2 pseudogenes are annotated in these 586 nt (G+C 65.7%); one reads left to right on the top strand and one right to left on the bottom strand.

Going from position 1 to position 586, the window contains the following annotated elements:
• Positions 1-43: 43 nt before the first annotated feature.
• Positions 44-277, top strand: a pseudogene (locus D1Z90_RS22150) (tryptophan 2,3-dioxygenase family protein); the annotation flags it as partial.
• 114 nt (positions 278-391) lie between these two features.
• Here the strand turns inward: D1Z90_RS22150 and D1Z90_RS22155 are convergent.
• A pseudogene (locus D1Z90_RS22155) lies at positions 392-538 on the bottom strand (LysR family transcriptional regulator); the annotation flags it as partial.
• Positions 539-586 lie beyond the last annotated feature (48 nt).

Raw genomic sequence — 586 nt, forward strand, 5'->3', positions numbered from 1 at the left:
GTCCGCGCAGAAACCCCTGTCGAGCCCGCCGCATCACGACGAAATGCTGTTCATCGTCCAGCATCAGGTGTCGGAGTTGTGGCTCAAGCTGATGATCCACGAGCTTGGCGCGGCGATCGAATGCCTGCGCTCCGACCGGGTCTGGCAGTTCGGCAAGATCGTCGCGCGGGTCAAGCAGGTGCTGCGTCAGCTCACCGAGCAGTGGTCGGTGCTGGAGACACTGACGCCAGCCGAATATCTCGAATTCCGCGACGTGCTCGGGCCGTCGTCGGGCTTTCAGTCGCTGCAATACCGCGTCGTCGAGTTCTTGCTCGGCAACAAGAACGCGATGATGCTGCGCGTGTTCGAGCACGACGCGGCGGCGCAGTCCGAGCGCCTGCAGGGCGTCGTCGATCGGCCCCGCGGACTTGCCGCGCCGCGATACGCCGATATGACCCCATCGCGTCAGCCGCTCCGGCGTGATCTCGGCGCGAAAAATCGGATGGCCCTGGCGCGCCACGCCGACGAAGGACGTGGTGAACAACGGCTGCACGCGCATTTCCGGGCCGAGCTTGCGCGCCGCGCTGATGAACAGGTCGATGCGCCC

Origin of the sequence: Motilimonas pumila, assembly GCF_003596335.1 — a bacterium.
Taxonomy (GTDB): Bacteria; Pseudomonadota; Gammaproteobacteria; order Enterobacterales; family CBDFNC01; genus Motilimonas; species Motilimonas pumila.